Origin of the sequence: Streptomyces sp. TRM68367, assembly GCF_014495685.1 — a bacterium.
Classification (GTDB): domain Bacteria; phylum Actinomycetota; class Actinomycetes; order Streptomycetales; family Streptomycetaceae; genus Streptomyces.
This window is the reverse complement of record NZ_JACTVI010000069.1, coordinates 18,244-44,621: the sequence shown is the minus strand read 5'-3', so window position 1 is coordinate 44,621 and position 26,378 is coordinate 18,244. Positions and strand designations below refer to the sequence as shown.

At 70.3% G+C, this 26,378-nt stretch carries 27 protein-coding genes; 26 read left to right on the top strand and 1 reads right to left on the bottom strand.

Translation table 11 applies throughout. The features are described 5' to 3' along the window. The first annotated feature begins 259 nt into the window (after positions 1–259). Together H8R17_RS32200 and H8R17_RS32195 are read left to right on the top strand one after the other, a co-directional pair. A complete protein-coding gene (locus tag H8R17_RS32200) occupies positions 260–1,222 on the top strand; it encodes a hypothetical protein (RefSeq protein ID WP_187826751.1) in 963 nt (320 codons plus the stop codon). 128 nt (positions 1,223–1,350) lie between these two features. Continuing rightward, positions 1,351–1,935, top strand: a complete 585-nt coding sequence (locus H8R17_RS32195; protein ID WP_187826753.1) for a hypothetical protein — start codon at positions 1,351–1,353, stop codon at positions 1,933–1,935. Between the two features lie 73 nt (positions 1,936–2,008). On the opposite strand, the gene H8R17_RS32190 is transcribed toward H8R17_RS32195, so the two are convergent. Continuing rightward, a complete protein-coding gene (locus H8R17_RS32190; protein ID WP_187826750.1) occupies positions 2,009–2,272 on the bottom strand; it encodes a hypothetical protein in 264 nt (87 codons plus the stop codon). A 189-nt stretch (positions 2,273–2,461) separates the two neighbouring features. On the opposite strand from H8R17_RS32190, the gene H8R17_RS32185 reads away from it, so the two are divergent. The 24 genes from H8R17_RS32185 to H8R17_RS32070 all read left to right on the top strand — a co-directional run bounded on the left by H8R17_RS32185 (position 2,462) and on the right by H8R17_RS32070 (position 26,356). Continuing rightward, a complete protein-coding gene (locus H8R17_RS32185; RefSeq protein WP_187826749.1) occupies positions 2,462–2,794 on the top strand; it encodes a DUF1360 domain-containing protein in 333 nt (110 codons plus the stop codon). Between the two features lie 3 nt (positions 2,795–2,797). Next, entirely contained in the window at positions 2,798–4,522 is a 1,725-nt protein-coding gene (locus tag H8R17_RS32180; protein ID WP_187826748.1) for a hypothetical protein, read from the top strand. Continuing rightward, positions 4,519–4,719 (top strand): hypothetical protein, encoded by a 201-nt coding sequence (locus tag H8R17_RS32175; protein WP_187826747.1) that lies wholly within the window; start codon positions 4,519–4,521, stop codon positions 4,717–4,719. The genes H8R17_RS32180 and H8R17_RS32175 overlap by 4 nt, the downstream gene beginning before the upstream one ends. After that, positions 4,716–5,198, top strand: a complete 483-nt coding sequence (locus tag H8R17_RS32170; protein WP_187826746.1) for a hypothetical protein — start codon at positions 4,716–4,718, stop codon at positions 5,196–5,198. Before H8R17_RS32175 ends, H8R17_RS32170 begins: the two co-directional genes overlap by 4 nt. Next, complete coding sequence (locus H8R17_RS47590) at positions 5,188–8,709, top strand: phage minor head protein (protein WP_316959587.1); 3,522 nt, start codon at positions 5,188–5,190, stop codon at positions 8,707–8,709. The genes H8R17_RS32170 and H8R17_RS47590 overlap by 11 nt, the downstream gene beginning before the upstream one ends. Positions 8,710–8,712: 3 nt before the next feature. Next, positions 8,713–8,865, top strand: a complete 153-nt coding sequence (locus tag H8R17_RS32160) for a hypothetical protein (RefSeq protein WP_187826745.1) — start codon at positions 8,713–8,715, stop codon at positions 8,863–8,865. Between the two features lie 96 nt (positions 8,866–8,961). Further along, positions 8,962–9,120, top strand: coding sequence for a hypothetical protein (locus H8R17_RS32155; protein ID WP_187826744.1), 159 nt, complete (start codon positions 8,962–8,964; stop codon positions 9,118–9,120). Between the two features lie 114 nt (positions 9,121–9,234). Beyond that, entirely contained in the window at positions 9,235–10,875 is a 1,641-nt protein-coding gene (locus tag H8R17_RS32150) for a major capsid protein (protein WP_187826743.1), read from the top strand. A gap of 70 nt (positions 10,876–10,945) precedes the next feature. Beyond that, complete coding sequence (locus H8R17_RS32145; protein ID WP_187826742.1) at positions 10,946–11,773, top strand: cupin; 828 nt, start codon at positions 10,946–10,948, stop codon at positions 11,771–11,773. 2 nt (positions 11,774–11,775) lie between these two features. Continuing rightward, positions 11,776–12,282: a hypothetical protein gene (locus H8R17_RS32140; protein WP_223125738.1), complete on the top strand. Its 507-nt coding sequence runs from the start codon at positions 11,776–11,778 to the stop codon at positions 12,280–12,282. A 3-nt stretch (positions 12,283–12,285) separates the two neighbouring features. After that, entirely contained in the window at positions 12,286–13,554 is a 1,269-nt protein-coding gene (locus H8R17_RS32135) for a hypothetical protein (RefSeq protein ID WP_187826740.1), read from the top strand. Continuing rightward, positions 13,551–14,099, top strand: coding sequence for a hypothetical protein (locus tag H8R17_RS32130; protein WP_187826739.1), 549 nt, complete (start codon positions 13,551–13,553; stop codon positions 14,097–14,099). The genes H8R17_RS32135 and H8R17_RS32130 overlap by 4 nt, the downstream gene beginning before the upstream one ends. Before the next feature lie 42 nt (positions 14,100–14,141). Then, positions 14,142–14,792 (top strand): hypothetical protein, encoded by a 651-nt coding sequence (locus H8R17_RS32125; protein WP_187826738.1) that lies wholly within the window; start codon positions 14,142–14,144, stop codon positions 14,790–14,792. A 75-nt stretch (positions 14,793–14,867) separates the two neighbouring features. Continuing rightward, positions 14,868–15,341: a hypothetical protein gene (locus H8R17_RS32120; protein ID WP_187826737.1), complete on the top strand. Its 474-nt coding sequence runs from the start codon at positions 14,868–14,870 to the stop codon at positions 15,339–15,341. 68 nt (positions 15,342–15,409) lie between these two features. Then, positions 15,410–16,345, top strand: coding sequence for a hypothetical protein (locus H8R17_RS32115; protein ID WP_187826736.1), 936 nt, complete (start codon positions 15,410–15,412; stop codon positions 16,343–16,345). Between the two features lie 54 nt (positions 16,346–16,399). Beyond that, positions 16,400–18,397 (top strand): glycosyltransferase family 4 protein, encoded by a 1,998-nt coding sequence (locus H8R17_RS32110; protein ID WP_187826735.1) that lies wholly within the window; start codon positions 16,400–16,402, stop codon positions 18,395–18,397. Between the two features lie 76 nt (positions 18,398–18,473). Continuing rightward, the gene (locus H8R17_RS32105) at positions 18,474–19,172 is read left to right on the top strand and encodes a hypothetical protein (RefSeq protein ID WP_187826734.1); all 699 of its coding nucleotides are present in this window, start codon (positions 18,474–18,476) and stop codon (positions 19,170–19,172) included. Further along, the gene (locus tag H8R17_RS32100; RefSeq protein ID WP_187826733.1) at positions 19,172–19,876 is read left to right on the top strand and encodes a hypothetical protein; all 705 of its coding nucleotides are present in this window, start codon (positions 19,172–19,174) and stop codon (positions 19,874–19,876) included. Before H8R17_RS32105 ends, H8R17_RS32100 begins: the two co-directional genes overlap by 1 nt. Then, positions 19,876–20,685: a hypothetical protein gene (locus tag H8R17_RS32095; RefSeq protein WP_187826732.1), complete on the top strand. Its 810-nt coding sequence runs from the start codon at positions 19,876–19,878 to the stop codon at positions 20,683–20,685. Before H8R17_RS32100 ends, H8R17_RS32095 begins: the two co-directional genes overlap by 1 nt. 15 nt (positions 20,686–20,700) lie before the next feature. Beyond that, positions 20,701–21,300 (top strand): hypothetical protein, encoded by a 600-nt coding sequence (locus H8R17_RS32090; protein ID WP_187826731.1) that lies wholly within the window; start codon positions 20,701–20,703, stop codon positions 21,298–21,300. Then, the gene (locus H8R17_RS32085; protein ID WP_187826730.1) at positions 21,297–21,674 is read left to right on the top strand and encodes a hypothetical protein; all 378 of its coding nucleotides are present in this window, start codon (positions 21,297–21,299) and stop codon (positions 21,672–21,674) included. Before H8R17_RS32090 ends, H8R17_RS32085 begins: the two co-directional genes overlap by 4 nt. 86 nt (positions 21,675–21,760) lie before the next feature. Next, entirely contained in the window at positions 21,761–22,432 is a 672-nt protein-coding gene (locus H8R17_RS32080) for a hypothetical protein (RefSeq protein ID WP_187826729.1), read from the top strand. A gap of 121 nt (positions 22,433–22,553) precedes the next feature. After that, positions 22,554–23,093 (top strand): hypothetical protein, encoded by a 540-nt coding sequence (locus tag H8R17_RS32075; protein WP_187826728.1) that lies wholly within the window; start codon positions 22,554–22,556, stop codon positions 23,091–23,093. 317 nt (positions 23,094–23,410) lie between these two features. Beyond that, entirely contained in the window at positions 23,411–26,356 is a 2,946-nt protein-coding gene (locus H8R17_RS32070; protein ID WP_187826727.1) for a hypothetical protein, read from the top strand. The last annotated feature ends 22 nt before the right edge of the window (positions 26,357–26,378 follow it).

The window sequence follows — 26,378 nt, the reverse complement described above, 5'->3', positions numbered from 1 at the left end:
GCCTCTGCCACTGCCGTTGGCACGCGTACGCCGACACCACACCGTGATCAGAAAGCTCAGCAGCGGCTATCTACAGCTGCCGTAGCTGATCGAGGGCGCGCACGCGGACTCCCTGCTGTACCTCATCGATGAGGCCAAGATCGTCCCGGATGGCACCTGGGATGCCATTGAGGGTGCTTTCTCCGGCGGGCGCACCGACGGGCCACCTGGAAAGCTGCCGGAGGCGTTCGCGCTGGCCATCTCCACCCCCGGCCCGCCGGTGGGCCGCTTCTATGAGATCCACAAGCGCGCCCCGGGCCTGGAGGACTGGTGGGTGCGGCACGTCACCCTCGCGGAGGCCATCGCCGCCGGCCGTATCTCCTCCCAGTGGGCCGAGCAGCGTGCGAAGCAGTGGGGCCGCGACAGTGCCATGTACGCGAACCGCGTGCTCGGGGAGTTCCACGCGAGCGATGAGGACAGCGTGATCCCGCTCGCGTGGGTGGAGGCAGCGATCGAGCGGTGGCACGCCTGGAACGACGCCGGCCGCCCGGCCCTGGACGGCCGCCGGATCACCGGCGTGGACGTGGCCCGCTCCGGCGGGGACTCCACGGTGTTCGCCCATCAGTGGGGGCCGTGCATCACCAGGCTGGAGGTGCACGACAGGGAGGACACCATGCAGACCACCGCCCGCGTGCTCGCCGCGACTGGCGACCCGGACGAGGAGGGGCGCACGGTGTCCGTGCCGGTGGTGGACTCCATGGGGGTCGGTGGTGGTGTGGTGGACCGCCTGCGGGAGCTGGGCGCGCCTGTCCTGGCGTACACCGGTGCCGCTAAGAGCAAGCGGCGCACTCGTGATGGGGAGTGGGGCTTCACCAACACGAGGGGGGCCGCTTACTGGAACGTGCGGGAGCTGCTGGACCCCGCGTTCGAGCCGGAGCTGATGCTGCCGCCGGACGATCTCATGGTGGCCGACTTGACGACGCCCACGTGGGACGTGACCACCGGCATTCCGCCGAAGATCAAGGTGGAGCCCAAGGAGGACGTGGCCGCGCGCCTCGGCCGCTCGCCGGACCGTGGGGACGCGGTGGCCATGTCGCTGTTCGCGGAGTACCTGGCTGCCGCCACAGTTGCTTCGCCGGCACGCTCTGCGCCCGCTCGGCAGACGACCGCGGCCGCGAGGTACGGGCGCACCGTGGCGGGTGGGCTCGGGGGCGGTGGCGGTCGGATGGGTGGCCGACGGTGAGGGTGCGGCAGATCCACAAGGATGCGTGTGCATGTATGTGGAGCTACCCATAATTGCACCTTAACGTTGCAATATCATGGTGCATACAGTGGGGGTGTCAGCAAGACACCGACCACAAGGAGCGCACCATGACCAGCAACGCCGAGACCCCGGACCCCATCCGCAGCGTCTGGACCTACAAGGTCAACGGCAGGGTCATGGGCGTCTACACCGAGGACTACTCCCGCGGCATGTACGAGAGCCTGACGAGAGACAACCCCCACACCCGCGTGCAGCTCGTCCGGTTCGACCACTACGCGGCCGACTTCGCGACCACGGGCAAGAACTGGACGAGCGTGCTGACCATCGTGGAGGACTCCCACCCCGAGCCCGCCCCGGAGCCGGCCGCCGAGCCCGCCCCCGAGCCCGCCCCCGAGCCCGCCCTTGAGTCGACCACGGAGGCCGCTCCCGGGCCGTGGAAGGGGAACGTCATGCTCACCCCGAACCACGTCCACACGTTCACTCGCCCCCAGGCGTACGGCACCCCCTACTACTTCGGCAAGGTCGAATGGTTCGACGTCGTGGACCGCGAGACGGATGAACTGCTGCCTTGGACCGTGAGCCGAGTCGACGGTGCGGAGTGCGTCATCAACCACCCGAGCGAAGGCGTCACCCCCGGCCTGCCGTCCCTGCGGCGCGCAGCCGAGACCATCTCAGCCCGCCGCGAGAACTGACCAGAGGGACCGCCTGCACCACCACGAGCCCGCCCGGCACTCCATGCTGCGGCGGGCCCGTTCGTGTCCGGGCTCAGCTGCCCGGCTCGTCCAGTTCCGCCGGGATGACCAGCACACCGGCGTCCTGGAACTCCGGGCCCGGGCCGTACAGCAGCAGCTCCGTGCCCTGGTCGGTCTTGAGCTCCACACGCTGCATGGGCGGGCCGGAGTCCTCCGGCTGTCGCATGGCGTTCCCGAGGTCTTCCTGAAACTGCCGCAGCGCACCCCCGGCGGCGCCGCAGGTGCACCGCTCGGTCGGCTGCTCCTCGTCCCCGGTGTCCTCAATGCGATCAGCCATGTCCCCACGGTAGGGCGCGGGGCCGACAGCAGGGGCCAATTACCCACGAGACGCCCCGTGGGTGGGCGAGACCTGCACCGGCAGCGACAGGAATAATTTCTGTACAAAGGCGCCTACGCCGCAAGATTTCCGGAACCGGGCCTATCATGTGCGCCGTACCAGGAGACCTTTCACCATGGGGGCGTTCCGTTGATCTCACTGCCCGTGCTCGCCCTACTGGGATTCGCCGCCTACCGAGCCACGCAGCTCGGCGTCCACGACTCGATCCTTGACCCCGCCCGCGAGCGCCTCGCGGCCTGGCACTCCCGCAACCTGGACAGCAAGCCGCGCGCCTTCCTCATACAGCTCATCAGCTGCATCTACTGCCTCGGCTGGTGGATATCCGGCGCCGTCCTCGCCACCTACCTGCTGGCAACCGGCACATGGCACGACGCCCCGCTCCTCATCCACGGCATCGAGTGGTTCGCCGTCGCGGGCGTCCAGGCCCTCCTCAACCGCCGCGACGACACGTTCGGCGGGTGACCCGTGGCCGCACAGCTCACCGCCGCCGCCGCGCGCTACACCCGCAAGCCCACCCGCAACACCGTCACCCCGGCCAGTGTCAGCGGCCAGGGCTGGCAAGAGGAAGCGTGGCGCTTCTTCGACGCCACCCCCGAGGTACGGTTCGCCGCCACCTGGATCGGCAACGCCATGAGCGGCGCGACCCTATTCGCCGGCCGCCGCGCCGAGGACGGCACGATCGAGCGCGCCCCGGATGACCACCTCGCCGCGGAACTCGTCCAGCGCATCGCCACCGGCCCGGACGGCCAGTCACAGATCCTCGGGGACTTCGGCCCCCACCTCGTCGTGCCCGGTGAGGGCTGGATCGTCATCCGCCCCACCCTGGACGCCGCCGGTCTCGTCACCGGCGAGGAGTGGCGCGTGCTGTCCACCTCAGAAGTGCGCAGCGGCAACGGGGAGATGACCGCCGAGATCGATGGCGAGCAGATCAAGATCCCGGAGTACGACCCGGACAACCCCGACGACACCGCCCCCGTGGCCATCCGGGTGTGGCAGCCCCACCCCCGGCGTCACATCGAGGCAGACAGCCCCATCCGCTCCTCCCTGGTGCTGCTGGAGGAACTCCAGCTCCTCAACGCCGCCGTCGCCGCCATCGCCCGCAGCCGACTGACCGGGCGTGGCGTGCTCCTGGTTCCCAAGGGCGTGCGCTTCCCCACACAGCCGGGCCAGTCCGACGCCCAGGACGACCTGATCGAGGTGTTCATGCAGGTGGCCGAGACGGCCATCCGTGAACCCACCTCCGCCGCCGCCACGGTGCCGATCATCCTGGAAGTGCCCGCGGAGGCCATCGGCGATATCCGCCTCGTCACGTTCGACAGCGACTTTGACGAGATCGCCATCAAGCTCCGTGAGGAGGCCATCCGCCGCTTCGCCAACGGCCTGGAAATCCCCGCAGAAATCTTGCTCGGTCTCTCGGACGCGAACCATTGGTCGGCCTGGGCTATCTCCGCCGAGGCAGTTCGCCTCGGCGTAGAGCCACGCCTGGCCCTCATCGCGCACGCCCTCACCACGCAGTGGCTGCGCCCCCTGCTGGAAGACCAGAACGTGGAGGACGCCGGGGAGTGGCTGGTCTGGTACGACACCAGCCAGCTCCGTGCCCAGGCCAACCGCGCGGCCACCGCCCTGGAGGCGTTCAAGGAGGGCCTGATCTCCGCCGCCGCCGCGCGCCGGGAGACCGGATTCGACGAGGCGGACGCGCCCACCCCCAGCGAAACCCGCGAACGCGACCGCCAGAGCGGCGACGACGAGGAGGCACCGAGCAACGTGACCAACCTGCCCGTAAGCGAGACCACCAGCATCCCGGACACCCTCGCCGCCGCCGCCATCCCGAGCCCCGGCGTGCTAGCCGCCGTGGACGGCGTGATCTGGGCCGCACTCCAGGCCGCCGGGGAGCGCCTGCGGAACAAGCCCGCCTGCCCGCGCAGCGAACGGGCCCGTGCCCGGGAGATCGTGCCGGCCGAGTTGCACACCGTCTTCCCCGTAGACGAAAGCCAGGTCGATAGCTGGCACCTTTTGGACGGCGCATGGGCCCGCGTCCCGGAGATTGCCGCCCGGTACGGGCTGGACCCGGAGTGCCTCACCGCGCTCCTGGATGACTACGCCCGCGCTCTCATCGCCGCCCGCCACCCCCACACGTACGAGGACACCGCCCGCGTGCTGCGCGACTCCTGTATGGCGATGGCCGCATGAGCGAAGCGCGCGTACAGCCGGTCGTCACGCCGGTCATGGGCGATGCCCGCGAGGAGTTCTGTCCGCGTTGCAAGGCCATGAGCCTGGTCTGCGCGACCCTGCACATCCTCACGCCGCAGGGCGTCACCCGCAGTCACACGTACGCCATGTGCCCGATCTGCGAGGACCCCGACGACCGAGGGGGGAGCCGGCCGTGAATGAGGATGAGCTGAGTAGCCCGGCGGGCCACACCATCGAGGGCATCCTTGCCGTCCTGCACACTCCGATGAGGAGCAAGCGGATCGTCTTCGGCACTCCAAGCCCTCTGCCACTGCTCGCCGACTCCCCGGTCTTGCTGCACGGGCAGCGCGTCGGCCGTGTCACCTCCCTGCGGCTACGGGGGCAGCACGTCCACTGGACCGGGCGCCTGGACCAGCAGCAGATCCAGTGGGCCGATGAGCCCGCAGACCCGATCAAGGTCCCGTTTCCCGAACCGAGCGCAGCCGAACTCATCGCGGCCGGACGGCTCGTCGGCGTACCCGACATCGTCCAAGGCGCCATGAACACGCGGGGGACCCAAACCACGCTGTCCGACTGGGCGGTGGCGTCCGTCACGCTCCTGCGGGCCGAAGCGAGTCCGTGGCCCGAACTGACGCTGCGCCTATCCAACGAGCAGGAGACCAGCCGTGAACGATGACGAGCTGGAGGCCGCCCTGGAGGCCGCAGAGGAGGACGTAGCGCGCGAGGTCCGCGCCATCCTGGCCGAGGTCGCCGAGGAGTACGCCACCGCCCTGGACGCGGCCACAGAGCTTGTCGCGGCCCGGTTCAGCGTCTCCCGTATCGCCTCCATGTGGACGCGGCGTGTTCCCCGGCTCATGCGGCGCCTCCTCGGCGTCGCGGAGACCGCCGCGGAGACGGCCGCCACGCAGGTTGGGGACACCCTGCCGGACGGCTGGGACGACCTGCCCGGCCGGTACGACGACGACACCCTTCCGGCGCAGCTCGGGGACTACGTCACCAGCACCGAACACCTCCTGAACGCCGTAGGGGAACGCCTGGCCACGGTCGCCACCCGCGAACTCGCCGAGGGCCTCAACGCGGGCGAGGACGTGGAACAGCTCCGTGCCCGGCTGCGTGCCGCGTTCGACCGTGAGGGGGTACAGCTCGGCGCGTCCCGTGAGGAACTCATTGCCCGGACGGAGTCCTCGCGCGCCTGGAACTCCGCGACGCTCGCGGCGGCTCAGGCGATGACCGGCCCGGACCGGCCGCTCGTCAAGCAGTGGCGTATCCACAACAGCCCGCAGGGCGACAGCCGGGTACGCGACCCGCACCGTGACGCCGACGGACAGGTACGCCTCCTTGGTGACGCGTTCCAGGTCGGCGGGGTGGACATGCAGGCCCCAGGAGACCCGACCGCGCCGCCGGAGCTCACGTGCAACTGCCGGTGCGTGCTGGTACTGGCGACCGCGGAGCGCACCGCGTCCTTCGAAACTCAGGCGCCCGTCGGGCGCGAACTTTCGAATCCACGGGACGATGACACGCTACGGCAGCTGATCAAGGCCGCCGACAAGGTCGCAGTCCTCATGACGAACGGCGTGCTGCGCCCCGCGCTGGAGGCAGCAGGCGTGAAGGACCCCGAGCGGTTCCACGTCGCGTTCGACACCAGCCCGCTCCCGATCCTCCGGAAGGACGTCATGGACGAGGTAACGGCCGCCGCCGAGGTACACACGGGCGCCATGGTCGCGCTCATGCCCTCCGAGGAAGACGTGGAGCGGCTCGCGTTCGAGGACGGCGAGCCACCGGAGGAACTGCACCTGACCCTGTGCTACCTGGGGGAGGGCGCCGACTGGACCGACGACCAGCGCAACGAACTCGCCGGCCTGATCCGTGCCCGCGCGGAAGGCCTCGGCGCCCCGGTGGCCGCCCGCGCGTTCGGCGTGAACCACTGGAACCCCGGCGAGGACGGCGTATGGGTGTGGGCCGTCGGCGACGACCGCGACCAGGACGGGCCCGGCCTGGCCACCGTGCATAACCTCGTCTATGACGCGCTGGAGTCCACCCACGAACGCCCCGAAGTGCCCGCCCAGCATTCCCCCTGGGCAGCGCACGTGACCGGGGCGTATACGGGCGACCGGTGGCCCCTGAAGGTCATGCTCGACCGGCTGGGCCCGATCACCTTCGACCGCATACGGCTGGCCTTCGCAGGCGAGCACACCGACATACCCCTACGCCCAGACTTGGAGGCCGCCATGGCTACCCCTGCCGAGGCTGAGATGCCACCGCCCCCGGTGCGCACCTGGTCCACCCCCGACGGTGCCGCGCTCGCGTTCGAAAACGAGGAGACCGGCGACAACCGGGTCTTCGCCTCCGGCGCCCTGTACTGGGACGGTGCCGGGCCCTGGCCCCTCCAGTACGCGGAAGCCATGGGCGAGGGCCACAACGGCGCCGAACTCGCTGGCTCCTTCCAGACCCTTGGCCGGGACGGGGACCGACTCACCGGCAACGGCGTCCTCTACCTGACGCAGCCCGCCGGATACGACGCCGCGCTGCTCCTGGACCAGAATGCCCCGCTCGGGGTGTCCGTGGACCTGGACGACGTGAGCGTGCAGCTCGTGGACACGACCACCACACCCGGCGAGGGCGATGAGGAGCCGATAGCGCTCGCGGCATCGTTCGCGTCCGCCTCCGTCATGCGCCTGGACGACGGCTCATGGATGATCACCGGCCGCAGCCGCGCGGAGTGGACGGCCTCCGGCATCGAGATGGCCCACAGCGCCCGCTCCACCCTGCTGTTCACCAGCCCCGGCGGACGCATATCCGCGGCGACCGCGCGCCGCGTGTTCCCCGAGGAACTCACCGCCGCCGCCGGGGACACCGACGACCCGGAGGCCGGTGTCGTCTTCCATGAAGAGCACGCCGGTGACTTCCTGGTGCGCATCACCCGCGCCCGCGTGCGGGGCGCGACCCTCGTAGCGATGCCCGCCTACGACAAGGCCCGCATCGTGCTCGACCCGCCCGAGGAGCAGCAGGCCGCCGCCGCGCCCATCGTGGCCGCCTCCGGGGATGACCACCAGCGGGTCATCACCTACGTGTGCAGCTCCCCCACGCCGGTCAGTGCCCCGCACGTCGCGAACGCGCTCGCTCTCAGCGTGGACGCCGTGCGCAGCCATCTGGCGCGCGCCCTGGACGACGGGCACGTGGTGCGCCTCACCCGCGGACTCTACGTCGGGCCCTCCACGATCCCGGAGGGGGAAGCCACCGCAGCAGCGGACGCAGACGCTGACGCCCTGTACGACCAGCGGGCCGCCGAGATCCTCGCCTCCGCGTGGCAGGTGATGCAGACCGAGAAGCCGATGCCGGCCGCATGGTTCGCCGAGCCCACCCCCGAGGAGCTGCCCCCGGGGAGTGGCGGTGTCCACATCGTTGACGGCCGCGCGTACGGGTGGGTGGCACAACGCGGCGTGCCGCACGCCGTGCACGGCAAGAAGGTCACCATCGAGAAGCTCGCCGCGCGCGGCCTGGACCTGAGTCACTTCCTGCGCACGCAGTTCCTCCTGGACGACGGGTCGGAGGTTCGCGCGGGTGCGATGACGATGAACGTGGGGCACCACCGCGACGGCTTCGAGTGCGAGACCGCCGTCTGCCAGTTCGACGACTCCCGCACCGTGGGGGCAGTCGTCACCGTCGGCATGAACGAGGGAGGCATGTGGTTCTCCGGCGCCGCCGCCCCTTGGCTGTCCCAGTGGGACCGAACCGTGTTCCAGGCCTGCCAGCCGAGCTATCACATGACGCAGGGCAATGACGGCCGCTGGCAGCTCAAGGCCGTGCTTTCCGTGCCGGTGCCCGGCCACTCCTCCCCGCTCACCGCTGCCGCCGTCGTCGACCGGTCCAACCTCGCACTGACCGCCGCCGCAGCCGCCATCCACGAGAACAGCCCCGCCGTAGCAGAGCACCCGGCACCGGCCGACGAACCCGAACCCGAGCACACCCGCACCAGCGACGAGGCCCCAGCCGTGAGCGCCGTCGGGGAGGTCACCGCCGCGCTGCTGGAGCCCGCGTTCCTCGACCAGTTCTCCGACGCCCTCAGGACCCGCGAACAGGAGCGAGCCGCAGCCGCCCGCGCCGAACTCGCGGAACTCACAGCCCGGCTCGCACCCGTCCGCGCCGAGCTCGCCGCCAGTGCTGCCCCGCAGCCAGAAAGGAACTGACCCATGCCGTGCGCCTGTAACAAGAACAAGACGCAGTACGAGGTCATCGACGCCTCCGGGAAGCGGGTGTTCGGGCCCACCCCGTACAAGACCACCGCGGACGCCATGGCCGCACGCGGCGACGGCCGCACCGTCCGCGAAGCCGCCAAGAAGTAAAAGGGAGGGCTCATCATGGGATGTGGCTGCGGCGGCAACCGCAAACGGTCCCCGGGCGCAGGCTCCGCCGCCCGCCCATCCAGGACCACATATCAGGTGATCCTCAACGACGGAAACGGCCGCGTCGCTTTCACCAGCAGCAATAAGCCCCTCGCGGACAGCGTTTCCCGTAGCTACCCCGGCAGCGTCGTGCTTCCCCGCGGCGCCGCCCCGACCGAAGCCGCCCCGACCGAAGCCGCGCCCACCGAGGCGTGAGAACACCGCATAGGCGGTCGGCTTGACACACAGAGCTGGCCGCCTCTTCGGCTAATATGCCTGGCAGTCGATGGTTTAGGGCCTGACTCCTGCGAAGCATCAGGAGTCCTACAGATGCCCGAGCCGTTCGAGCTCCCCGACGACCTCACCTCCCTGGACGACGAGCAGCTTGCTGCGGCCCTTGAGGGTGCCGTCCAGGCCTTCGACGCCAAGGCAACGTCCAGCCTCGTCACGCAGAAGGACATCGACGAACTCCGCGCCCTCGCCTCCGGTGTGGAGGCCATGCGCACGGAGCAGAATGACCGCGTCACCGCCGCCAAGGCAGCCGCTGCGGAGATCGAGCAGCTCGCCGCGCAGGTTCGTGGCGACGACCCGAACGCCGTCCCGGCCGAGCCGGAGCCCGTCGCCGAGGAGACCCCGACCGAGCCGGAGCCCGCCCCGGAGCCGGAGCCGGTCGTGACCGCGTCCTCCTCCCTGGTGCGCCGCCCGGCCCTCAACCTCGCCTCCGTGCGCGCCCAGCAGCCGCGCGTGCTCCCCGAGCCGCCGGCCCCGGGCACCACCATCACCGCGGCCGTGGACGTTCCCGGCTACACCCCGGGCGCCCCGCTGGACTTCGGGCAGGTCGTGACCGGCATCATCAGCCGCGCCAACGCCCTCAAGACCGCGGGCGGCGGCACGGGCCAGGTCATCTCCTACCGGCACCCGTTCTCCTCCAACCTGGTCGTCACCGACTCCAGCAGCGCGCCGGAGGGCACCACGGTTGCCATCGCCGCGCAGGACCAGGCGCGGCTCCCGCAGGGTGACCTCGTCGCCTCCGGCGGCTGGTGCGCGCCCAGCGAGACGTTGTACGACATCACCGGCGTGGCCTGCCCGGAGATGCTGTGGGACGCCCCGGAAATCCAGCTCTCGCGCGGTGGCCTGCGCTACTACAAGCCGTTGTCCCTGGACGTGTCGTCGCTGACGTGGTTGCACACGGAGAGCGATGACATATCCGGCGCCACCAAACCGTGTTACACGATCCCCTGCCCGGACCCGGTCGAGGTGCGCTGTGACGCCGTCGGTGTCTGCTTGGAGGCGGGAATCCTGACTCAGCGGCACTTCCCGGAGCTGGTGGCCTGGTACCTGCGCAACGCGATGGTCGCGCACGAGATCCGCATCAAGCAGCAGCTGTTCCAGGCGGCCCTCAACACCGCCACGCCGGTCATCCTCGCCCCGACCTTCGGTGCCCTGTCCGCCATCTACAACGCCGTCGCGCTCCAGGCCGCGGACATGATCGAGCGTCACAGCCTGTGCGAGAGCATCGCGCTGGAGGTCGTGTTCCCCTGGTGGAGCCGCAACCTCTTCCTCGGCGACCTGGCCCGGCAGAACGGCGTCAACATCTGCGACCTGTCCCCGACCTGCATCCAGGACGTGTTCAGCACCCTGGGCGTGCGCGTGCAGTTCGCCCGCGGCCTGACCCCGGCTGTCCCGGCCGACATCGGCGGCGCCACCGCGGCCACCGAGTGGCCCGCCACCGTCCAGTTCCTCATGTACCCCTCCGGCAGCATCCAGATCGGCCGCGGCGAGGAGGTCAACCTGGGCGTCGTGCACGACAGCACGAAGTTCCAGACCAACGACTACACCGCGCTCTTCGCGGAGGAGTGCGTCGCCCTCGTCGACAGGTCGGTGGACACCCGCCTCGTCACCGTGCCGGTCTGCCCGGACGGTGCCACCGGCGCTCAGCTGGAACTCGTCTGCGCCGCTGGCAGCAGCTGACCCCCTTCACCGACAGCAGCCCCGGCCCTCTGCCCGGCCGGGGCTGCCCGGATGAGAGGAGGTGAGGCAGATGCCAGCAGCCGGACTCCGTAAGCGCGTTGATGCCATCCCCGGCACACCGCTGCCGCACGGCATCCTCGGCGGCTGCGTCGACATCATCGACGTGGAGGACGTGCACGATCTCCTCGGCACGGAGTGGATGCCGCTCTCGTGCGCTGCCGCCCATGACTGGGAGTGGTGCCCGGAGGACAGCACCACCCCGGGCCCGGCCACGAAGACCTTCGAGCGGCCCGGGGTGTGTACCGCCTCGCCCATCACCATCTACGCCGGGGCCACCTGCTCCACCGTCGGATGGCCGTACGAGGAGGCAGTCCAGCACGCCCGCGAAACCCTGCGCATGGGGGAGCAGCGCGCCCTTGAGGAGTGGTTCGCGCGGGACGTGCTGTGCACCATGGCCGCGGACCTCACCCCCACCGCCGGGGCTGTGTCCATCGCGCAGGGCGTGGCCGCCCTGGAGGGCTGGCTCACTGAGACGTACGGCGGGCAGGGCGTCCTGCACGTGCCGGCCGGAGCCGCCGCGCTGCTCGGCTGCTGCAACGTCGTGCACATGGAGGGCGGCATCCCGCGCACCCTCATGGGCAACTGCGTGGTCATGGGCAGCGGCTACTCGGTGAACGTGGGCCCTCCGGACTGCACGCAGGCCCCGGCCGGCGAGGCCTGGCTGTTCATCACCGGCCCGATCCGGGTCCGTCGCGAGGCCCCAGCGGTCATCCCGGACACGGACGCCGAGAGCTTCCGCATCCAGACCAACGACCGGTTCGTGCTCGCCGAACGCTCGTTCGTGGTCGAGGTCGCTTGCTGTGAAGCGGCAGCGATCCGGGTGGTGCTGTGCCCGTGAACATGATCAAGGTTCAGCCCACCCGGGCACTGCGCGTGGACTTCGCCCGGTGGGCGGTCGCCCAGACCCCCAAGGTGCGCACGTGCTCGATCACCGAGTTCGCGGTGCCCCCGCACCTGTTCGTCCATATCCCCGAAGAGCTGCTGATCGGCTCCCTCGTGGACGGCCACCGGTACGTGTCGCCGACGGAGGACGAGGCCGCTCCGTGGCTGACGGCCGTGCCCGGGGAGCCGCTGCCGCCCGTGCCGGACTCCGCGTACGGGCCGGACGCGGTCCCGCTGCCCGAGCCGGAGCATGCGGCGGCCACCGACCCGGCGACCGTCCAGGCCGCCGAGGACGCCGCCGCGCAGCCGGTCCCGGACGCTGCTGCCGGAGGGGACAGCAGCGCGCCGCCGTTGGACGCCGAGCCGTTCGGCGCTGGCCCCTGGCCGTGTGACGTGTGCTCCCGCGACTTCGACACCCGACGCGGCCGGGACATGCACCACCGCATGGCACACCGGGAGGGATGAGCGATGGCGATCGAGCCTGTTCCTTGCGCGCCCGGCCCAGGCGGTGAGCCGGTCGAGGTCAACGTCACCACGTGCTGCGCTCCGTCGATCGCCTCCACGCCGCTGTGCCGCCAGGACGGGACCACGGTCCTCCTCGTCGTACGGTCCGGCTGCGTGGAGTGCGGCGAGACGGCACCCGATCCGGAAGTCGTCGGCTGGATCGACCCGGCCACCGGCACGTTCACGCCCGGCCCGGCCCCGGCCGATGCGGGCCCGTGTGACACCGGCTGTGTGGACACGATCTGTGTGCAGCGCTGCGACGACACCGACGGGGACGGCACAGCAGACCAGACGTACAACGAGCTGTGGTGCGTGCGCGCCGACGGCTCCACCGAACTCGTCCTCACCTATCAGGGCGATCCCTCGCAGCCGTACGGGCCCGTGTCGCCCGTGGACTGCGAGTACGGGTGCGTCGAGACGCAGACGTACATGCTGTGCGACGCCTCCGGGGCGTTCCTCCGGAGAATCACGATCGGCGCGGGCCAGCACATCGTGGAAGACCTGGAGCTGGACGGTCTCACTCCGCACACCGTGACGGGGACGGTCGGCGCATGCGGCGGCTCCGGCACCGGGACCACGCTGCCGGAGCAGGACGTCACGATCCTGTGCGACACCGCCACCGATGGCACCGTGACGGAGTTCGTCCGGGACTACCAGCGCGACACGAGCGGCCAGATCACCGGCCACACGGACTACACCCTCGACGGGCAGCCGTACACCCCGTCCGGCACGGTCGGCGTGTGCGGTCCTGCTGAGCCCTGCTCGGCGCAGTCGGTGCTCCATGCCTGCCGGTGTGACGACACCGACGGCGACGGCGTGGGTGACGTCGACTATGTGGAGCTCCTCGGCGTCGACTGCACCGGCGCCGTCACCAGCCTCGGCACCTACACCGCGGACCTGTCCGCCACGTACACGCCGGTTGCCCCGGTCGACTGCGACGCCGGCGACCTCGGCGCCGAGCCCGCGACCGCCGTGCAGGCCCGCCGCGTGCAGCTCGCCGCTGGCGAGACGTGGGATGCCGCCGCGCACCCGACGCTCAGGTCGGTGACGGCGACCGCCCACACCGGCACCGGGACCATTAGCACGGTCGACGGCGCGTCAACCCTCTTCCAGGGCGAGTCCGTCACGTGGGCGATCGACAAGGACGAGGACGCGCGGCTCATGGGGCCGCTCACCATCACCGCGAACACCGGCACCACGACGGTCGCCTACACAACGGGAGTCACGCTATGAGTGGATGCTGCGGGCCGATCCTCGTCAGCAACGGCACCGGGACCACCACCGACCCGATCACGGACGTCGAGTACGTCACGCTGTGCGACGTCGCCGCCGACGGCACGAGCACCGCGTTCCTGCGCCGCTTCGTCCACGCGCAGGACGGCACGCTGTCCAGCACGGCAGACCTCGCCCTCGACGGCGCCACCGCCTACACGCCGACGGGCACGGTGACGGTCTGCACCGGCGACACGACCACGCCGCCCGTCACGACGCAGACGGCGTCCACCCACCGCCAGGTCCTCACCGACCCCACGACGTTCGACGTGTTCGCGGCGGCCACGGGGACCGTGGAGTCGGTCACCGTGACCGTCATCGCCGCCGGCACCGCGGGCCCCTCGGTGACCACCGCCTCGGGCACTTCCCGCGTGTACGGCGGGGAGTCCGTGACCTGGTCCGCTCTCCCAGACGTGGCCGCGGGCTCGGACGAGCTCACCGGGCCGCTCTCTGTGACGACCACGGACGGGGACACCGTCGCCGTCTCCTGGACCGAACGCCCCTGACCCCCCGCCCGCCCCCTTTCAACGCCCCTTGTGAGGAGCCCCATGTCTGGAACCGGTGGATCCATCTCCAGCAGCGCGCCGGATCGCGAGTACGAGATCCTGTGCGACACCGCGGCCGACGGGACCGCGACGCCATTCATGCGCCGCGTGTCCGTCGACAGCACGGGCAACACGACCGTCACGGACACCACGCTCGACGGCACCACGGCGTACACCCCGACCGGCACCGTCGGCGTGTGCCCCGCCGAGGTGACCGACTACGAGGTGATCGAGCTGTGCGACGTCGCCGCAGACGGCACCGTGACCCCGTTCCTGCGGCGCCTGGCTATCGACGAGGCCGGCACGGTCACCACCGCGGACACCGCCCTCGACGGCGTCACCGCCTACGCCCCGACGGGCACGGTCGGCCTGTGCCCGGTCACCGCCCCACAGAAGGCCGTGGTCCCGCACGGCACGCAGAACACGGATTGGGACCTGGCGGCCAACGCCGGGACGCAGTCCGTGACCCTGCTCGTCTACAGCGGCTCCGTCACCGTGACGACCGCCGAGGGCCCCCTCACTGTCCCGGCCGGCACCTCGCTCACGTGGGGCGTCGACGGGGACACGGTCGATTCAGAGCTCACCGGCACGCTCACCATCGACGGCGACCCGGCCGCGGCCACGTGGCAAGTCCTGTGGACCACGCACGCGTAAGCGCCGCCCGTCGGCCTCCCGCCGCTCTGGTGGGAGGCCGGCACAGGCCCCGTCTGCAACAAGGGAGGTTGCCCCGTGGGGACCACGGCAGGAATCAGGCCAGTCACGCGACGAGCCCGCGTACGGCGCACAACGGACTACCCGATCCAGTTCACCGGCTGGCCGGGCTCCGGTGTGCCTTTCCAAGAGGCGCAGTACGACAACGGCCAGTTCTGGGACCCGGCCCTGCCCGGCCGGTTCACGATCCGGAAGGCCGGTGTCTACAGCATCGGCGCCGCAATCCGCTGGGCAGGGCAGCCGACTGCGGGTGGCGCGGGCTGGCGGGGCTTGCAGATCGTTCACATCCGCGGGGCGACGACCACCGTGATCGTCTCTCAGACGGAGATGGGCGTCGACGGTGGCCTGGGCGTCGAGCAGACCGTGGCCACCGAGTACGAGGCGCAGCCCGGCGACCTGTTCGCTATCCGGGTCGCTCAGACCTCCAACGGCCCGCTGGCCCTCCAGGCCGCCATGCCCGTCGCGTTCTGGATCTCCTCGCTCGACCAGTAGCAGCCGAGCGGCCAGAGCATCCCCGTCGCGGAAGCAGCCCACCAACACGTCATGAGACGGAGAACCTTATGAGCGGAACCGCCGGCACGGTCAGCGCCGACTGCCCGACGGACATCGCCGTCGAATGCTTCAAGATCCCCGGCTACCGATATGCCTCGTACGACAACTCTGCGGGCACCCCGTGCGGTACGTCCTCGATCAACGGAACGGTCACCGGCATCTGCGAGAGGCCGAACGTACGCGTCACGTCCTGGCTGATCAACGGCTTGAATGTGCTCCCGGCGCCCGTGGCCGACGGCTGGGACAACTGCGCTGTGCCGTTCCTGTCCGACCTCGCGGCCACCCTCAACACCGCCGACCCGTTCGCCGGGAACTGGATCGTCACCTCGAACGAGACGTGCGCCTACTACGTGCGTTCCCGCGCGCTTCCGGCGTCCGGGATCGAGTACGGGACCCTGACCGCTGTCGACGTCGGCACGGGCGAGACGCTGACCTTCGAGCCCGCTCAGACCGTCGTGCCGGACGAGTATTACCGGCGCATTGTGACGATCGACTGCGACGGCTCGGTCTCGGAACGGTGGACCGACGCGTCCGGTGCCGTCGTCCCGGCGCCCGATCCGGCTCGGCTCATCCCCTGCGCTTCGGACATCACCCCGGTTGCCCAGGCCGTGCCGCACAACCGCGTAAGGCCCCGTATCAAGCGCTACACCGGCACCCAGGCCAGCCCCGACTTCGACGACCAGTTGGACGTGCAGTCGGTCACGCTGACCGTGCTCGCCGGCGAGGTACGTGTCCGCGCTGTCGGTGCCGGCGCGACGAGCACCTCGGGCCCGACGGCATGGAGCGATGACGTAACCGTTCCGGCCGGAGTCACCCTCACATGGGGCGTGGACGGCGACACGTACGACTTGCAGCTCGACGGCTCCCTCATCTTCAGCGGCGTCGCTGCTGACGCGGACTTCATCGTCCATTGGACCGAGCACCTCTACGCGGACACCGACTGACGCCCCTCACCGCCCCGAGGGAGAACACGGCACCACCAGAACGGAGACCACCGTATGCGCATCCTGGCCGTCCTGCCGACGTACGGGCAGGTGCCTCCCACGGGTGCGGTCATCACCACCCGCGAGTACCTGCGGGGCCTCGTCAAGGCCGGGCACACGGTGCAGGTGGTCACCACGGGCCGCCAGTCCGGCAGGCCGCGCATGGAGGACGGGGTGCAGGTGTGGCCGCTGGGCAACTGGCGCAACGCCATCCACGCAGGCCGGCCGCACCTCGTCATCACCCACCATGGGGACCGGCGGGCCACGCTGATCGTGCGCCACCTCTGGAGGGTGCCGCACCTGCTGATGGTGCACGGCATGTCCGGGAACCGGGACCTCGGCAGCCCGGCTCTGGCCTGGTTCCCGTCACAGGCATGCCGGGACCACTACCCGCAGTTCGCGGGTCCGGCCATCGTCCTGCCGCCACCCATCGACCCGAGCCGGTACGGCACGACGCCGGGGGACATGGTCACCCTGAACGGGGCCACGGTCGCCAAGGGAGCGGACGTGCTCGCCCAAGTGGCCGCCCGCATGCCCGACACGCGGTTCCTGGTGGTGAAGACCGTGGGCCGCGTCCCGGCGAGGATGCCGCGGAACGTGGAGCTGATCGACCGCACCGACCCGCGCCAGGTGTACGCCCGTAGCCGTGTGCTGCTGATGCCGTCCACGGTTGAGTCCTACGGGCGGGCCGGTGTTGAGGCCATGCTGTCCGGCATCCCCGTCCTGGCCTCCCCGCTGCCGGGCCTGCGCGAGGCGCTCGGGGATGCCGCTACGTACATTCCGCGTGAGGACATCGACCGGTGGGTTGAGGAGCTGCGCCGCCTGACGGACCCGGGCGTCTACGCCGAGGCCTCGGCCAAGGCCCGGGAGCACGCTGCGGGCCTGGACTGTGCAGGCATCCTGCGGGAGTTCGAGGCCGCGTGCGCCAGCCTGGTACGGCCAGGCGCCGTTGAACCGCTCGCTCCGGCCCCGGCCGCTGCTGTGGGCGCCCTGCATGAGCGGTCACCGGACGTTGTGGCCTGGATCCACTTCGGTGTGCCGTACCGGCGTGCTGGGTCGGAGACGATGCTCCACACGATGATGCGGGCCCTGCGCGACGCGGGCCTTGACGTGCTGGTGGTGTGCTCCGCAATGCCCGAGGCGCCCCCGCTGTGGGACGTGGACGGCGTCCCCTACGCCGCGCTGGACCCCGGCGCCGCAGGTGCGGCGATCCGGGCCATGAGGCCGCGCATCCTCCTGTCACACCACGACTTCGCCGAGAGCTCCGTCGCCCTGTCCAAGGAGCTCAGGACGAAATCCGTGCTCGTCGTGCACTCCGACTTCGACATCGCGGCACGCCCCCTCGCGTTGTGGCCGGACCTGGTGGTCTACAACACGGAGTGGGTACGCCGCTCCCTGGCCCCCCGCTACCTCGAGGTGGAGCACATCCCGCACCTTGTGGTCCACCCGCCGGTGATCCCGGAGGAACACCGCGCCCCGACGACGGGGGACCGGGTCACGCTGGTCAACCTCAACAGGCACAAGGGCGTGGACACGTGGAGGGGCGCGGCGGCCAATCTCCGCACCCTTCCCTTCCTCGGCGTCACCGGCGGCCACGGCAAACAGATCCTGCGGCCGGTGCTGCGGAACATGCGGATCATCCCCCAGACCTCCGACATGCGCACCGACGTGTGGGCACACACGCGGGTGCTGATGATGCCCAGCGTGTACGAGAGCTACGGCATGGCCGCGGTGGAGGCCCTCGCCTCCGGTATCCCCGTCATCGCCCACCCCACCCCGGGCCTGCGGGAGGCCCTCGGGGACGCGGGCACGTTCATCGACCGGGCCGACGTCCGCTCGTGGGTGGAGGCGATCAGGGAGCTGTACCCGGACGGGGAGCGCCGGGCCGCGGCTGTCGCCTCCTCGCTGTCCCGGAGCGCGTTCCTCACGGACCAGATGAGCGCGGAGACCAAGCAGTGGGTGGAAGCCGTGCAGGCGCTGCTGTCACGGGTGGTTGAAGCATCGGCCGCGTGATCCACCGCAGCTATCCTGTTCGATAACGCCGATGGTTTAGGGCCTGGCTCCTTTGCAACAAAGGGAGCTACGGCCCATGTCCTGTCCCCTGATCGCAAACGCCGACGTGATGCGGATCACGCGCGTCGACCAGTGCGGTAACCCCGTCTGCGGCGACGACAACGGCTACGTGTTCGAGTGCTTCAGCAGCCTCGCCATGAACGTCAACTCCGACGACGGCGACGACATCCAGTACAAGGCCGCCAACGGCAAGATCTGCGGGTTCAAGAGGGGCTGCCCCACGTTCAACGGGCTGGACCTGGAACTCAACGTGTTCTCCGTGTCCCCGGAGATGATCGAGATCCTCACCGGCAACCCGGTGTACCTCGGCTACGACGGCCAGCCGATCGGCTTCGACACCTGCTCCATCCAGTGCAACACGGGCTTTGCCCTTGAGCTCTGGGCGGAGGTGCTGGGCGAGGAGTGCGCCGAGGGCGCCCAAGGACAGTGGCTGTACTGGGTGATGCCGTGGGTCACCAACGGAATCATCGGCGACTTGGAGATCGGGTCCGAGGCGGTCACCCTCCAGATCACCGGCTCCACCCGCGCGGGCGGATCCTGGGGTGTGGGCCCGTACGACGTGCAGCCGATCGACGCGGCCGGCACGCCGGGGCCGATGCTCACCCCGCTGGACGCGTCCTGCCACCGCCGTACGTTCATCACGACCGTGGCGCCGCCAGAGCCGTCCTGTGACTACGTGCCGGTGACCTGCGACTCCATGTCCCTCGCCTCGTAATGGAGCTGCCGGACATCGTCGTTCCGGTGCGGGAGGGGGCCAACAACGAGCAGCTGCGGTACGCGCTGCGCTCGTGGGCGGCCCACATCCCGCACCGGCAGGTGTGGATCGTCGGATACCGGCCATGGTGGGCCGACACCCGCCATATCCCTACCGACCAGCGGACTACCCCCGCGTACGTCAACACCACCACGGCGATGCGGGCCGCGTGCGAGCACCCGGCGATCTCCGACCCGTTCCTGTGGGCGAACGATGACTTCTTCATCATGAGCCCGCAGCCGTCGCCGTTCCCGGTGTTCCACCGCGGCCCGGTACGGGAGGTGTTCGGCCAGTACGGGGCACGCTCCAGCGCATATGTGGCAGCGATGCGGGAGACGCACGCCTTCCTCGTCGGCCTTGGGTATGAGGACCCGGCGTCGTTCGAGCTGCACGTGCCGCTGCCAGTCCACAAGGCGGGCATGCTGCGCGCCCTGGAGGTCGGGCAGGGTCACGACGTCCACAAGCGGACCGTGTACGGGGTCCTCAATGGCGTCACCGGCATCCAGATGCGGGACGTCAAGATCGCCCGCCGTGGCCCCCAGTTCGACGCCGCCTCCCCGTTCCTGTCGACCATGCCCGACTCCTTCCACAACGGGGCCGTCGGCCGGCACATCCGCGCCGCGTTCCCCGACCCCAGTCCGTACGAGAAGCGCGGGAGGCGCTGATGCTTCACCCGGGACCGTGCGGGCCGTGGCCGTTCGAACCGTCGTGCTGCTCGTCCGCCGACGATGCCGACCAGGCGGAGATAGACCGGTGGCGGAGCGTCGCCACCACCATCCTGTTCAACCTGTCCGGTCGCCGGTGGGGGCCGTCCTGCCCGTACACCGTGCGCCCGTGCCGCCGCTCCTGTCTGGAGTCCTCGCCGGTCTCCTTTCAGGCCGGGGCGAGCACCGGTGGGTGGATTCCGTACATAGGCACGGACGGGGCATGGCGCAACGCGTCGGTGTGCGGCTGCAAGTCCGATTGCTCCTGCGGGGAGTTGTGCGAGGTGCGCCTGGAAGGCCCGGTGCACGACATCATGGCCGTGGAGCTCGACGGGCAGACGCTGCCGGCAGACGCGTACCGGGTGGACGCCGGTGGGCTGCTCGTCCGTACCGACGGCGGCTGTTGGCCGGACTGCCAGGACATGGCCGCACCGTGCGGGGAGCCGGGCACGTTCTGCGTTACGTACCGAATAGGGATGCCGCTCGACGAGGCGGCCATCGCCGCGTTCTCTGAGCTGGTGTGCCACTACCTCAAGGGGTGCGGTGGCGGCTGCGGCTGCAAGGCGAGCAGCAACAAGAACCTCACCCGGGTGCAGCGGCAGGGCGTGGAGCTGGAGTTCGCTGACCCGACGCTCCTCTACTCCGAGATGCGTACCGGGCTGCCGCTGGTCGACGCCTGGCTCGTGTCCGTCAACCCCTACCGGCAGACGAGCCCGAGCCGTGTCTACTCACCGGACTTCAAGCGCCCGCGCTTCCAGGTCTGGCCGTAAGGGAGGGGGGGACGTATGGCGTTGCAGCCGCTCGCTATCCATGACCTCGCGGACGCTGTCCTCGGCTGCGTGTGTGCCGCGCTGGAGGAGACCGCGACGAAGGTGGAGGGGCAGCCGCCGTGCCCGGACTGCCGGACCTGCGTCGTGCCGGGCGCCGTTGCCTGGGATGGGTGTGAGGACCCGTGCACGGGTGAGGCCGGGGGCCAGTTGTCGGTGTCCGTGGCGCGCATCTACCCGTCGACCACCAGCACGTTCCCGTCGGAGGACCGTACGGTGCGGGACTTGCGGGAGTGCGCGCCGCTGCCGGTGACGGCGGTGGAGCTGGTGGTCACGCTGCTGCGGTGCGCGCCGGGTCCCACCGAGGAAGGCTGCCCGCCCTCCTGTGAGGAGCAGGAGGCCGCCGCGCGGGTCCTCCACGTGGACGCCTTCACCGTGTACAACGCGCTGCTGTGCTGCGTGCCCCGCACCGGCGGTGGGCGCCGCGGCCGGAAGTTCGTACTCGGTGCCTCGCGGGTCGTGGGCCCGCAGGGCGGCTGTGTCGGTATCGAGCAGCGCGTCACCGTGGCGCTGCCGGGCTGTGACCCGTGCCCCGTGTTCGAGGGGAGTGCGGCGTGAGCGTTGAGGTTCGTATCGAGCCCGGGCGCATCGCCCGGTTGCTGCGCCGACGGGGCGGCCGAGTGGAGCGCAAGCTCCGGGAGCGGACGGAGCGCGTGGCCCGGATCGCTGAGCGGGAGGCGCCCGGCTCCATGGGTGAGTACATCACCTGGAAGGTCCAGGACGGGCCGCGCGGCCTAAAGGGCGTCATCGTGTGCGACCACCCCGCGGTCCGTTTCGTACTCGACGGCACCAGGCCCCACATCATCCGCCCGCGCCGCGCGAGGGCGCTGCGCTTCGAGGTTGACGGCCGGGTCGTGTTCTCCGCGTTCGTACGGCATCCCGGGACCCGCCCCAACAACTTCATGGCCAGAGCGTTGCGGTTGGGTCGGTAACTTCGCGCCGAACCCCGCGCGGTGGGGCAGCAACGCGATGGGGCAGCATCTGCTCAGCAACTGCCCACCTGTAAGGGGTCCACGACATGAGATCCGTTGTCCGCACCGCGTCCTCGGCGCTGCTCGCCGCGCTGTTCCTGGCGGGCTGCACGCCCAAGCTGGGCACTGGCTCAGCCGGAGCGGTGGGCCAGACGCCAGCCCCAAGTTCATCGAATACAGGGGCAAGTGGGTCGTCCGGGCGGGCGATCCCGGTCGGTGCGGGCCCACAGACCAAATACACCGTGCAGCAGCAGCCCCCGGCGGGCAGCTGTCACTACCGGTACGAGAAAGGTGAGCCGCTGGAGGATCCGGCGTGCACGCCCGGCGCGATCTCCCCGGCCGTCACCCAGGCGAACGTGAAGTCCACGATCTGCCGCAAGGGCGGCTACACCTCCGGCATCCGCCCGTCCACGTACGTCACCGGCAAGGAGAAGAGGCTGAACGCCCTCTCGTATGGCTACAGGGGCCGCATGGGCGACGCCGAATACGACCACCTCATTAGCCTCCAGCTCGGGGGCGACCCCAACGACCCCCGCAATCTCTGGGTCGAACCCGCCGACCCCGGCCACAAGTCCGGTGCTGGGGTCAACAACCGGAAGGACCCGGTGGAGACGAAGCTGCACACCGCGGTCTGCTCCGGCAAGGTCACCCTCGCCGCCGCTCAGCATGCCATCGTCACCGACTGGACCACGGCCCTGAGCAGCCTCGGTCTCGACTGAATCCCGGCACGACTGCGGGGGATGCCTGTGGTGTGAAAAGGCGGCAACCGTGGGGCGACTACGCTTCGCGGTACGCCGCTGGTTTTGGGCCGGGCGAGGAGCGGGAGACAAGGGCAGATCCGTGGCCACTCGCACATTCGCGCTCAACACTGAGCCGCACGTTGCCGACATCGGCGGGACCAAGCTGGAGTTCCAACCCGAGGTCTTCGGGGACGAGTTCATGGACGCCTATGTCGAGCTGCGGGAAGCGCAGAAGGCGAAGGGTGTCGACATGGACAACCTCGTCGACGCCGACCCGGCAGACGTGCGCCGAACCGTCCGTGCGCTGCGCCTGTTCCTGGCCCGGCAGATGCTGGAGGACTCCGCGGAGCTCATCCTGCGTCTGAACGTCGTCAAGGACGGTAAGACGCTGGAGACGTTCCGCGACCTGGACGACGCCGAGGAGTACGCGGCCCAGCACCAGGGCGCCCGGGTGGTGGATGCGTTCCGCCTGCCTACCCGCGTGATCGTGGAACTCCTGGAATGGGTGGTCGAGCTGTTCGGTGGTGGTAGCCGCCCTACTACGTCGTCTGTCGCATCCTCGACTCCGTCGCGGCAGGCTGGGAAGCGTGGGACGGGAGTCTCGCCCTCCAGGGCATCGACCCCCACACGTGGCCGCTGAGACGGCTCCTGAACGCCGCTGAGGCCGCTATGGACATGGCGGCCGAGGACGACGCGGCCCGGGCGCGCAACCGTGCCCAGTTGTACGCCCCGCCCAAGGGGATGCGTCGGCGGCCGGCCGGGGGAGGACGGCCGCGCGGTGCGGCCGGCGTGGATGCGAGCCAGGCCCGGGCTCTCATGTCGCAGGCCGCGGCCGAGGACGCACGCCTACAGGGCCGCAGGTAGGCGGATAATCTGGAGATCACGGCAGGGCTGTAGGTGCTGCTGTAGCCGCTGGTTCTGGGCCGGGCAACCAATCGCGCAAGCGGAGGTTGCCCGGTGTCCACGCCAGCAGGCGACGATGAGGATTACGGCAGCGCCCGGATAACCATCACGCTGGACGACAGCGGGGTGGTGGCCGATGCGCGCGACCTCGGCATACGGATCCAGCGGGCCCTTGACCGCGCGACGCGCAACGCCGGGGACCAGATCCGGCGCAACATTCAGCGAGGCCTCAACGCTGCCGCGGTCACCGTCCGGGTTGCCCCGGACCTGAGCCGCTTCGACGCGCAGCTCCTTACCGGGCTCCGCTCGCTCGACTCGATCAACATTCCGGTGGCCCCGGACCTGACGGGGTTCGTTGAGCGGCTCCGCGCGGCGCTCGCCGGTGAAGAGATCACGGTTCGGGTCGTCCCCGACCTGGACGGCTTGGACGCGCGGATACGTGCGCACCGGCCGCCCGATGTCACGGTCAACACTGACGTCGACACGGACCGGCTCGGCCGCTCCCTCGCCGGGCTCGGCGGGGTCGCCGGCCGTATCAGCTCATCGCTGAGCAGCCTGCTCGGCCTCGGCGCTATCGGTATCGCTGCGGCGGGGGCAGCGTCAGGCATCGCCGCGTTCACGGCGGCTCTCGCCCCGGCGGCCGGCATCATCGCGGCGTTCCCGGCCGCGATTGCCGGGGCTCAGGTGGCCATGGGCACGCTGCGGCTTGCCGTGCTCGGTGTCTCCGACGCTCTGTCGGCGGCACTGTCCGGGAACGCGGCAGCGTTTCAGAAGGCGCTGGAGAAGCTGGCCCCGGCCGCGCAGCAGGCCGTCACCGCTGTCCGGGATCTGGCGCCGGAGCTGAACCGGGTCCAGCAGTCCATACAACAGGCGTTCTTCGCCCAGTTCGCGGGTGACGTCAAGGCGGCGATCACCAACCTGCTGCCCCTGCGTACGCAGCTCGCGGGGCTCGCCACGGAGTTCGGCAGGGCCGCGGACGAGGGCCTGAAGTTCGCTGCCTCACAGCAGGCCGTGGCGCCGCTGCGCGCCATCATCCAGGGCACCACGCAGGCCGCGTCCGGCTTGCAGGCTGTTGTGGCCCCCCTGGCGAAGGGGTTCCTCGACGTCGCCGCGGCGGTGTCTCAGGCGTTCGGGGCGCAGGTGGGCGCGGCCATCGCCCAGACCGGCGCCCAGTTCGGCACGTACCTGTCGGAGCTGGCCGCGTCTGGCCGGGCGGTGGAGGCGGTGCGGGGTGCGGTCGGCGTCTTCCAGCAGCTCGGCGCGATTGCCTCCAACGTGGGGCAGATCCTGTCCGGCGTCTTCTCCGCGGCGTCCGGCGCTGGCGGGGGGTTGCTCAACAACCTCCAGACGATCACCGCAGCGATGCGGGACTTCGTTCAGAGCGCTGCCGGTCAGCAGGCAATCGGCAACATCTTCGGGACGCTCGCCACGGTGGCCGCGCAGCTCGGGCCGATCCTGTCCGCGCTCGTCGCGCAGGTTGGGCAGATCGCTCCCGCCCTTGCCCCGATCTTCACGGCGCTCGGTCCGGCGATCGTCGGCGTCATCAACGCGCTCGGCCCTGCCATTGCGGCGATCCTGCCGGCCGTCCAGCAGGTAGCGACCGGGCTTTCTCAGGCGTTCACGGCGATCGGCCCGTCCCTGGGCCCGCTCGGGTCTGCGATCTCGGCTGTCGTGTCGGCCCTGGTTCCCCTGCTGCCGCTCGCCGGTCAACTCGTGAACGTCCTTGCGACGGCCCTTGCCCCCGTCCTGTCCACACTGGCCGCAGCCTTCGCCCCCATCATCGCGGCGCTCTCCAGTGCCCTGATGCCGATTCTGCCGCCCCTGGCCTCTGCGTTCACGACCCTCGTGACCGCGCTCACGCCGCTCGCGGCCGGTATCGGTCAGGCCGTCGCGCAGGTCTTCGCGCTCCTGGCGCCCGTCCTGGCCCAGCTCGCTGGCGTCGTCGTGCAGGTGGTGGCCGCCGTAACACCGCTCATCACGGCCTTCACGAGCGCGCTGCTGCCGATCCTGCCGCCTCTGGTGGGCGCGTTCAACGCCATCCTCCAGGCGATCATGCCGCTCATCCCGCCCATCGTGGGGCTCGTCCAGGCCATCGCCCCGCTGGTGGTACAGATGGTGCAGCTCCTGGCGCCTGTCTTGCAGTTCGGGGCGGCCGTCGCCTCGTGGGTGGCCATCAACGTCGTCGTGCCGATCATTCAGGCCGTCGTCAGCGTCCTGTCCAGGATCATCAGCATCCTCACCTCGGTCATCAGCGCGGTGTCCTCGTTCGTGCCATCCGTCGTGTCGTTCTTCTCCTCCCTGGGATCCTCAGTACGAGGAGCCGTGTCCGGGATGATCAACGCCGTCGTCGGGTTTTTCCGCAGCCTGCCCGGCCGTGCCCTCGGGGCGATCAGCTCTCTCGTCGGGCTGGTTCTCGGCGTGTTCAACCGCGTCAACAGCTCCGTCACTGGTGCTGTGTCCGGCCTCATCAGCCGCGTCGTGGGGTTCTTCCGAGGACTGCCTGGCCGCGTCCTCGGCGCGATATCCGGGCTCGCTGGCCGCATCGCCGGGGTGTTCCGCAGCGCGGGGGGTGCCGCACGCAGTGCCGTGTCCAGCCTCATCTCCGGCATCGTGAGCCTGTTCAGCGGCCTGCCCGGCCGCATCGTTGGCGCCCTGGGCAATATCGGGTCACGCATCATGTCTTCGATCAAGTCCGGGCTGCCGTCCGCCGTCCGCAAGTACCTCCCGTTTGCGGAAGGTGGCATCGTGCTTGGGCCGACGCACGCCCTTGTGGGCGAGGCCGGGCCGGAGGTCATCATCCCGCTGAGCAAGCCTCGGCGCGCGAAGCAGCTTGCCGCGCAGTCCGGGCTCACGGAGATGCTCGGCGCGGACGGCGCCCCCTCGTCGGGCGGGGACGGCATGGTCAACATCGCGCCGGTGTTCAACATCTCTCAGGTGGGCGACGCGGAGGCGACTGCCGCGCGGGTCATGCACCGCATGGCGCTGACGTACAGCATGTGAACTGATGGGGCGGCCGTAAGCT

Bases quoted from the DNA above. Each gene is read 5' to 3' on its own strand.
- H8R17_RS32190 (WP_187826750.1), bottom strand. From the start codon at position 2,272: ATGGCTGATCGCATTGAGGACACCGGGGACGAGGAGCAGCCGACCGAG.
- H8R17_RS32145 (WP_187826742.1), top strand. From the start codon at position 10,946: ATGCCAGCAGCCGGACTCCGTAAGCGCGTTGATGCCATCCCCGGCACA.
- H8R17_RS32095 (WP_187826732.1), top strand. From the start codon at position 19,876: ATGCTTCACCCGGGACCGTGCGGGCCGTGGCCGTTCGAACCGTCGTGC.
- H8R17_RS32150 (WP_187826743.1), top strand. From the start codon at position 9,235: ATGCCCGAGCCGTTCGAGCTCCCCGACGACCTCACCTCCCTGGACGAC.
- H8R17_RS32080 (WP_187826729.1), top strand. From the start codon at position 21,761: ATGAGATCCGTTGTCCGCACCGCGTCCTCGGCGCTGCTCGCCGCGCTG.
- H8R17_RS32175 (WP_187826747.1), top strand. From the start codon at position 4,519: ATGAGCGAAGCGCGCGTACAGCCGGTCGTCACGCCGGTCATGGGCGAT.
- H8R17_RS32105 (WP_187826734.1), top strand. From the start codon at position 18,474: ATGTCCTGTCCCCTGATCGCAAACGCCGACGTGATGCGGATCACGCGC.
- H8R17_RS32100 (WP_187826733.1), top strand. From the start codon at position 19,172: ATGGAGCTGCCGGACATCGTCGTTCCGGTGCGGGAGGGGGCCAACAAC.
- H8R17_RS32195 (WP_187826753.1), top strand. From the start codon at position 1,351: ATGACCAGCAACGCCGAGACCCCGGACCCCATCCGCAGCGTCTGGACC.
- H8R17_RS32135 (WP_187826740.1), top strand. From the start codon at position 12,286: ATGGCGATCGAGCCTGTTCCTTGCGCGCCCGGCCCAGGCGGTGAGCCG.
- H8R17_RS32130 (WP_187826739.1), top strand. From the start codon at position 13,551: ATGAGTGGATGCTGCGGGCCGATCCTCGTCAGCAACGGCACCGGGACC.
- H8R17_RS32115 (WP_187826736.1), top strand. From the start codon at position 15,410: ATGAGCGGAACCGCCGGCACGGTCAGCGCCGACTGCCCGACGGACATC.
- H8R17_RS32140 (WP_223125738.1), top strand. From the start codon at position 11,776: ATGATCAAGGTTCAGCCCACCCGGGCACTGCGCGTGGACTTCGCCCGG.
- H8R17_RS32090 (WP_187826731.1), top strand. From the start codon at position 20,701: ATGGCGTTGCAGCCGCTCGCTATCCATGACCTCGCGGACGCTGTCCTC.
- H8R17_RS32160 (WP_187826745.1), top strand. From the start codon at position 8,713: ATGCCGTGCGCCTGTAACAAGAACAAGACGCAGTACGAGGTCATCGAC.
- H8R17_RS32125 (WP_187826738.1), top strand. From the start codon at position 14,142: ATGTCTGGAACCGGTGGATCCATCTCCAGCAGCGCGCCGGATCGCGAG.
- H8R17_RS32110 (WP_187826735.1), top strand. From the start codon at position 16,400: ATGCGCATCCTGGCCGTCCTGCCGACGTACGGGCAGGTGCCTCCCACG.